The sequence below is a fragment of the Kitasatospora sp. NPDC048298 genome (assembly GCF_043201465.1).
Lineage (GTDB): Bacteria > Actinomycetota > Actinomycetes > Streptomycetales > Streptomycetaceae > Kitasatospora.
In genome coordinates, this window is the sequence record NZ_JBICYZ010000081.1 from 38978 (window position 1) to 46625 (window position 7648).

7 protein-coding genes are annotated in these 7648 nt (G+C 74.4%); all 7 read left to right on the top strand.

Features of this window, described 5'->3' with window-relative positions; genetic code table 11:
- Positions 1–23: 23 nt before the first annotated feature.
- Entirely contained in the window at positions 24–1796 is a 1773-nt protein-coding gene (locus tag ACGF0D_RS37955) for a sensor histidine kinase (protein ID WP_392924347.1), read from the top strand.
- The gene (locus ACGF0D_RS37960; RefSeq protein ID WP_392883663.1) at positions 1796–2230 is read left to right on the top strand and encodes a roadblock/LC7 domain-containing protein; all 435 of its coding nucleotides are present in this window, start codon (positions 1796–1798) and stop codon (positions 2228–2230) included. Before ACGF0D_RS37955 ends, ACGF0D_RS37960 begins: the two co-directional genes overlap by 1 nt.
- On the top strand, positions 2227–2595 hold the full coding sequence (locus ACGF0D_RS37965; protein ID WP_392883665.1) for a DUF742 domain-containing protein: 369 nt from the start codon (positions 2227–2229) through the stop codon (positions 2593–2595). Before ACGF0D_RS37960 ends, ACGF0D_RS37965 begins: the two co-directional genes overlap by 4 nt.
- A gap of 97 nt (positions 2596–2692) precedes the next feature.
- Complete coding sequence (locus ACGF0D_RS37970; protein ID WP_392924356.1) at positions 2693–3424, top strand: ATP/GTP-binding protein; 732 nt, start codon at positions 2693–2695, stop codon at positions 3422–3424.
- Positions 3421–4665, top strand: coding sequence for a cytochrome P450 (locus tag ACGF0D_RS37975; protein WP_392883668.1), 1245 nt, complete (start codon positions 3421–3423; stop codon positions 4663–4665). Before ACGF0D_RS37970 ends, ACGF0D_RS37975 begins: the two co-directional genes overlap by 4 nt.
- A gap of 35 nt (positions 4666–4700) precedes the next feature.
- Positions 4701–5915, top strand: coding sequence for a cytochrome P450 (locus ACGF0D_RS37980; RefSeq protein WP_392924350.1), 1215 nt, complete (start codon positions 4701–4703; stop codon positions 5913–5915).
- 196 nt (positions 5916–6111) lie between these two features.
- Complete coding sequence (locus ACGF0D_RS37985; RefSeq protein WP_392883672.1) at positions 6112–7500, top strand: ABC transporter substrate-binding protein; 1389 nt, start codon at positions 6112–6114, stop codon at positions 7498–7500.
- Positions 7501–7648 lie beyond the last annotated feature (148 nt).

The window sequence follows — 7648 nt, forward strand, 5'->3', positions numbered from 1 at the left end:
CGACGTTGCCGAGGACCGCACCGATGAGAGAAGCCACCAGCCCCGACGGCCGATCGCGCCGACGGCCCGCGCCGCGCACCGTCGCCCTGACCGCGGTGGCCGTGCTGCTGGCGCTGGTCGCCGCGCCGGTCGGCGTCACCCGGGCGTTCGGCGCGCACCAGCCGCTCACCGCCCTCGCGGTGGTCGCCGTCACGGTGCTCTGGCTGATCGCCGTCGGGCTCGCGGCGACCGGCGTTGAGCGCAACCGCGGGCTGACCGAGGAACTGGCCGCGCAGCACGAGGAGACCCGGGCCGCGCTGGTCGCCGCTGGCAGGGCCCGGCAGGCCGAGACGGCCGCCGCCGACCACGCCGCCGCCGCGCTCGCCGAGCGGGACGCCGCCCGTGCCGAGCAGGCCAGGGCGGAGGCGGACGTCACCGCCGTGCACGCCGAGCTGGCCCGGCTGCGGGCCGAACTCGACGCCGAGCGCGCCGGGGTGGAGGCGGAGCGGACCAGGGCCGAGGCCGAGCGTGCCGAGCTGGCCCGGATCGTCGACGGCGTACTGCCCGAGGTGGTGACGAAGCTGCGGGCCGGCGCGGCCGTGGACAGTGCGCTGGCCGTCCACCGCAAGCACCCCCAGTACGCGCTGCTGCGTGCCGTCGGCGAGGAGATCGGCCGCGGCGAGCGGCTGCGGGCCGCCGCGCTCGCGGTCTGCGCGACCGCCGCCGGGCGGGTCCAGGCGCTGGCCACGAGCATGCACGCCGAACTGCGCGAGATGCAGCACCGGCACGACGAGGAGGTCCTCGGCGACCTGCTGAGCCTGGACCACTCGACCGCCCAGGCGGGCCGGATGGCCGACAGCATCGCGGTGCTCACCGGTGCCCGATCGGGGCGCCGCTGGGCCAAGCCGATCTCGGTGGAGTCGGTGCTGCGCGGTGCGCTCGGCCGGATCGGCGCCTACCAGCGGGTGCGGCTGCACAACGCCAGCACCGCCGCGGTCGCCGGGCACGCGGCCGAGGGCGTGATGCACGCGCTGGCCGAACTGCTGGACAACGCCACCAACTTCTCCGCCCCGCCGGCCGAGGTGCACGTCTACGTCGAGGAGGTGCCGGCCGGGCTGGCGGTCACCGTCGAGGACAGCGGGCTGGGCCTGAGCGACAGCTGGCTGCGCCGGGCCGAGCGGGCCGTCTCCGCCGAGCCGCTGGACCTCGCCACGCTCTCCGCCGGGACCCGGCTGGGGCTGGCGGTGGTCGGCGTGCTGGCGCGCAAGCACGGGCTGCAGATCTCCTTCCGGCCGTCGGCGCGTGGCGGCACCGGGGTGGTGGTGCTGATCCCGCAGCAGCTGGTCACCCACCTGGCACCGACTGCCGCCCCGGCGCCCGTCCAGGCATCCGTCCCGGCGCAGGCGCCGTCCGCGGAGAACGCGCGCCCGGCGCTCACCTCGGCGCGTCCCGCCCCCGCCTCCCTGCCTCCGGCGCCCTCCGCGCAGCGGACCCCCGTCGGGGCGCGAACCGGGGCACAACCGCTGCCCGGGGCGCAGACCGCCACCGCGCCCGCGCTGCCGGCCGCGCCCGCCCGGATGACCGACAGCGGCCTGCCGCAGCGCCGTCGCGGGCAGACGCTGGCCACCGCCGCTCCCGCGGCGGACCGGGCCGCGAAGCCCGCAGGAGCCGACGCGGCGGTTGCGGCCGCCCGGTTCGGCGCGTTCCGACGGGCCGCCGCCCGTCCCGCGGGGGCCGAGCAGCCCCCTGCCGGGGCGCCGACCACGGACCCCGACACCATGCCCGACGCTTCCCCCGTCACCGAGAAGGACACCTGATGAGCAGTGCCAACGACCGCGACCTCGACTGGCTGTTGGAGAACCTGCTGGCGGCGACCCCCGGCACCCGGCACGCGCTGGTTCTCTCCGCCGACGGTCTCAAGCTCTGCCACACCGCCGGACTGAGCACCGACCAGGCCGACCAGCTGGCCGCCATCGCCTCCGGCCTGCAGAGCCTGGCGCACGGCGCCTCGATCGAGTTCGGTGACGGCAGCGGAGGCGTGCGGCAGTCGATGACCGAGTTCCACGGCGGCATCCTGTGCATCGTGGCGGCCGGCGAGGGAGCCCACCTGGCGGTGGTCACGGACGACGAGGCGGACGTCGGCGTGGTCGGCCACAACATGCACGGCCTGATCGAGCAGATCGGGGTCCATCTCAGCGCGCCCGCCCGGGGTACGGAAGGCGAGGCCGTGCGAGAGAGCGCGACGATATGACCGCGGGGCCGGTGCTGCCGGGGCGCGACGACGACCCCGACCGCCTCTACACCATCACCCGGGGACGCAGCCGGGCTCCGGAGAACGCCTTCGACCTGGTGACCCTGATCGTCGCCGAGCGGCAGCCGGCGCCCGGGATGCAGTCGGAGCACGCCCGGATCCTGCGGATGTGCGAGGCCCCGACCGCCGTGGTGGAGGTGGCGGCGGAGCTGGCGCTGCCCGTCTCGGTGGTGAAGATCCTGCTCGGCGACCTGCTGGAGTCCGGGGCCGTCACCGCCCGCCACCCCCGGTTCGCGCCGAACAAGGCCCGGCTGCCCGACCTCGACACGCTGAAGCAGGTGCTGCATGGCCTCCAACAGCTCTGACGTCCGGGCCGCTGATGACGGCCGGGTCGATGCCGACGGCCGGCCCGACGCCGACGTCCGGTCCGATGCCGACGTCCGGTCCGCCGCCGGGGACGGCGTGCGGCCCGCCGGCTCGCGCACCCCGCTGCGGGCGACCGCCGACAACGCGCTGAAGATCGTCGTGGTCGGCGGCTTCGGGGTGGGCAAGACCACCCTGGTCGGGTCGGTCAGCGAGATCCGTCCGCTGAACACCGAAGAGGTGATGACCAGGGCGGGCGAGGGCATCGACCCGGCCGGCACCTGGGGCAAGCGCTCCACCACGGTCGCCTTCGACTTCGGCCGGATCACCCTCTCCGAGCGCCAGGTGCTGTACCTGTTCGGCGCGCCCGGGCAGGAGCGCTTCTGGTTCCTCTGGAACCGGCTGTTCAGCGGCGCCCTGGGCGCGGTCGTCCTGGTGGACACCCGGCGGCTGGAGGAGTCCTGGTACGCGATCGACCGGCTGGAGCACCACGGCACGCCGTTCATCGTGGCCCGCAACAACTTCGGCGAGCCGAGCCACACCCTGGAGCAGGTCCGCGAGGCGCTGGACCTGCCGGCCGGGGTGCCGCTGGTGGACTGTGACGCGCGCGACCGCGAGTCCGGCAAGCGGGTGCTGATCGCCCTGGTCCACCATCTGGCCGCCCTGGCCGGGGCCGACGCGGCGAGCCTGGCCGACGGGGCCGATGAGGCTTCCCCGGCCGACGGGGCCGCCCCGGTCACCGCCGACTGGTCCGCCCCGGTAGCCGCCGGAGGGGAAGAGCCCGCCCCGGCAGGGTCCCGCACCGCGATCTACGAGGAGAGCACCCCGTGACCGAGCCCGCCGCCACCCCGCCCCCGGGCTGCCCGGCGCACGCCGGCGCCACGCCGCTGTACGGGCCGCGCTTCCAGACCGACCCATCCCAGCTCTACCGCGAGCTGCGTGCCGCGCACGGCCCGGTCGCCCCGGTCGAGCTGGCCGGCGGGGTGCCCGCCTGGCTGGTGATCGGCTACCGCGAGCTCCAGCAGGTGACCGGCCAGCCGCAGCTGTTCGGCCGCGACTCCAGCCGTTGGCACGCCTGGGCGACGCTGCCCGCCGACTGGCCGCTGAAGCCGATGATGGCGCCCGTCCCCTCGATCCTCTACGCCGAGGGCGAGGAGCACGTCCGGCGCTCGCGCGCGGTCACCGACGCGCTGGCCGGGATCGACCCGTACGAGCTGCGCAAGCACGCCGAGGAGATCGCCGACCGGCTGATCGACGAGTTCGCCGGGCGCGGCGAGGCCGACCTGGTCGCCGAGTACGCGCACCGGATGCCGCTGCTGGTGCTGTGCCGGGTGCTCGGCCTGGACGAGGAGCAGGCGCCGCAGCTGATCGCGGCGCTGCTGGCCATGCTGGACGGCGGCCCGGACGCGCCGGCCGGCGCCCAGCGGCTGCTGGAGCTGATGCTCGCGCTGGTGGAGGAGAAGGCCGAGTACCCGGGCGCCGACATCGCCTCGCGGATGCTGGCGCACGAGGCCGGGCTGACCCACGACGAGGTGATGCGCGACCTGCGGGTGCTCCTGATCGCCGGCCACCAGCCGAGCTCGTACTGGATCTCCAACGCGCTGCGGCTGATGCTCACCGACGAGCGGTTCGCCGCCTCGCTGGCCGGCGGCCGGCGCAGCATCAGCCAGGCGCTGAACGAGGCGCTCTGGGAGGACACCCCGACCCAGATCTTCGTCGGCCGCTGGGCGGTCCGGGACACCCAGCTGGGCGGTCAGCGGATCGGCGAGGGGGACATGGTCCTGCTCGGAATCGCCGGGGCCAACGCCGACCCGGCGGTCCGGCAGGCGGACGGCCGCCCGGCGGAGGGGAACCGGGCGCACATGAGCTACTCGTACGGCGAGCACGGCTGTCCCTTCCCGGCCCAGGAGGCGGCCGAGGTGATCGCCACCACCGCGATCGAGGTGCTGCTCGACCGGCTGCCGGACCTGCGGCTGGCGGTGGCCGAGCACGCGCTGGTGTGGCGGCCGTCGGCCTGGGTGCGCGGGCTGGTGGCGCTCCCGGTCTCGTTCACCCCGGGCCACCCGGCCTGATCATTCAACACCAGCCGTTCGAAAGAGAGTTGTCGATGACCGCTGCTCCGGCCCGAATCGTCCTCGACCCGCTGGCCCGCGACAACGCGGCCGAGGGTGCGCTGCTGCGGGCCGCCGGCCCGGCGGTGCCGGTCGAGCTGCCCGGCGGGGTCCGCGCCTGGGCGGTGACGCAGCACGCCGCCGCGCGCGACCTGCTGACGGACGCCCGGCTGGTGAAGGACGCCGCGCACTGGGCGGCCTACCAGCGCGGCGAGGTGTCGAAGACCTGGCCGCTGATCGGCCTGGCGGTGCCCGGCCCGAGCATGGTGACCACCGACGGCGCCGAGCACCGCCGGCTGCGGGCGCTGGTCGCCCAGGCCTTCACCCCGCGCCGGGTGGAGCTGATGCGCCCGCGCGTCGAGGAGGTCACCCACGCGCTGCTGGACGCCCTGGCGGCGGGTGAGCCGGTGGTGGACCTCAAGACGGCCTTCGCCTTCCCGCTGCCGATGACGGTGATCTGCTCGCTGCTGGGCGTGCCGGAGTCGGACCACGCGCTGCTGCGCGACCTGTACGAGCGGTTCTTCGGCATCAAGCCGAACCCGGAGGGCATCCAGGCGACCGTCGCCGGACTGAACGCCTTCGTCAACGACCTGGTGGCGCAGCGCCGTTCGGCTCCCGGCGAGGACCTGGCAAGCGTGCTGCTGGCGGCCGACACCGAGGGCGGGGCGCTGACCGACGCGGAGGCGGCGGCCACCCTGCGGGTGATCATCGCAGCCGGCCACGAGACCACGGTGAACCTGATCGGCAACGCGGTGCGGGCCCTGCTGACCCACCCGGACCAGCTGGAGCTGGCCCGCTCGGGCCGGGTCTCCTGGGACGCGGTGGTGGAGGAGTCGCTCCGCTGGACGCCGCCGACCAGCAACTTCCTGTTCCGCTTCGCCGCCGAGCCCATCCCGGTCGGTGACGTGGTGATCCCGGCGGGCGAGCCGGTGCTGGTCTCGTACAACGCGATCGGCCGCGACCCGCTCCAGCACGGGGTGACGGCTGAGGTCTTCGACATCACCCGGGACCCGACCCGCCACCTGTCCTTCGGCCACGGTCCGCACGTCTGCCCCGGCTCCCCGCTGGCCCGGCTGGAGGCGGGGATCGCGCTGCCCGCGCTGTTCGAGCGCTTCCCGGGGCTGTCGCTCGCGGTGCCGGACGCCGAGCTGCGGCCGAGCCCCTCGCTGGTGGTGAACAGTCTGCTGGAGCTGCCGATCCGGCTGTTCTGACGCCACGTCATGTCACCTGCCCCCGATCGGGTTTCCGGTCGGGGGCAGTCGTGCACCTTGGCGCGGGCCGACGGCTGCGTTAACGTCTTCGATCAGTTCGGCCGCCCGTCCCGCTGCTCCCCGCAGGCCCATCTCCGGTACAGCGCAATGTCGTTCAGTCCACCGTCGGCAGCATGCTCTGGCGAGGAGAACCGCATTGACCCTCAACCCGACCGCACCGCACGTGAGTTACCGCCGTCGCCTGGCCGCCGTACCAGCTCTGGTGGCGGTGCTGGCGCTGACCGCGGCCTGCTCCAACAGCTCCGGCGGTTCGGGTGGTGGCGGAGGCGGGTCGGCCGCGTCGCTGTCCGGTGACTGCGCCAGGTACCAGCCGTACGCCGGGCACTCGGGCACCACCGTGACCGTGTTCGCCTCGATCCTGAGCCCGGAGTCGGACAACCTGGAGAAGTCCTGGGCCGAGTTCGGCAAGTGCACCGGGATCAAGATCAGCTACGAGGGCTCGAACGACTTCGAGTCCCAGCTGCCGGTCCGGGTCTCCGGCGGCAACGCCCCGGACTTCGCGATCATCCCGCAGCCGGGCCTGCTGGCGCAGATGGTGAAGAGCGGCAAGGTGGTGAAGCCGCCCGCCCAGACCGTCGCCAACCAGGACAAGTGGAGCCCGATCTGGAAGACCTACGGCTCGGTCAACGGCACCTTCTACGCGGCCCCGATGAGCGCCAACATGAAGTCCCTGGTCTGGTACTCGCCGAAGGCCTTCAAGACGGCCGGCTACGAGGTGCCCAAGACCTGGGCCGACCTGATGGCGCTCGGCGACCGGATCGCCAAGGCGGGTGGCGCCAGGCCGTGGTGCGGCGGCATCGCCTCCGGGACGGCCACCGGCTGGCCGGCCACCGACTGGCTGGAGGAGGTGGTGCTCGGCTCGTACGGCGGTGAGGTGTACGACCAGTGGGTCGGCCACCAGGTGAAGTTCTCCGACCAGAAGATCACCACCGCGATGAAGACCGTCGCCGACTGGATGCAGAACCCGGCCTGGGTCAACGCGGGCTTCGGCGACGTGAAGTCGATCGCCACCACCACCTTCCAGGACGCGGGCACGCCGATCCTGAGCGGCAAGTGCCTGATGCTCCAGCAGGCCTCGTTCTACGAGGCGCAGTGGCCCAAGGGCACCAAGGTCGGGCCGGACGGGGACGTCTTCGCCTTCCACCTGCCCGCGGTGAACCCGTCGGTCGCCAACCCGGTCGAGGGCGGCGGAGAGTTCCTGGCGGCCTTCTCCGGCCGGCCCGAGGTGCAGGCGGTGCAGAACTACCTGTCCAGCTCGGACTGGGCGAGCAGCCGGGTGAAGACCGCGAGCGGCTGGGTCTCGGCCAACCAGGGCGTGGACAAGAGCCTCTACACCGACCCGATCGACAAGCTGTCGGCCGAGGCGCTGACCGACCCGTCGGCGACCTTCCGCTTCGACGGCTCCGACCTGATGCCGGCCGCCGTGGGCGCCGGGCAGGAGTGGAAGTCGCTCACCGCCTGGTTCGCGGAGGGGCAGTCGATCCAGAAGACCGCCGCCGACATCGACGCCGCCTGGCCGCAGTAGCCGACGTGCCGGGGCCGCCCCCGGGACCACCTGTCGAGGGGGGGGGGGGGCCCCCCCCCCCCCCCCCCCCCCCCCCCCCCCCCCCCCCCCCCCGGGGCCCCCCCCCCCGGCGCCCCCCCCCGCCCGACACCCCCGGGGGCGAATCGCG

Bases quoted from the DNA above. Each gene is read 5' to 3' on its own strand.
- ACGF0D_RS37980 (WP_392924350.1), top strand. From the start codon at position 4,701: ATGACCGCTGCTCCGGCCCGAATCGTCCTCGACCCGCTGGCCCGCGAC.
- ACGF0D_RS37965 (WP_392883665.1), top strand. From the start codon at position 2,227: ATGACCGCGGGGCCGGTGCTGCCGGGGCGCGACGACGACCCCGACCGC.
- ACGF0D_RS37955 (WP_392924347.1), top strand. From the start codon at position 24: ATGAGAGAAGCCACCAGCCCCGACGGCCGATCGCGCCGACGGCCCGCG.
- ACGF0D_RS37960 (WP_392883663.1), top strand. From the start codon at position 1,796: ATGAGCAGTGCCAACGACCGCGACCTCGACTGGCTGTTGGAGAACCTG.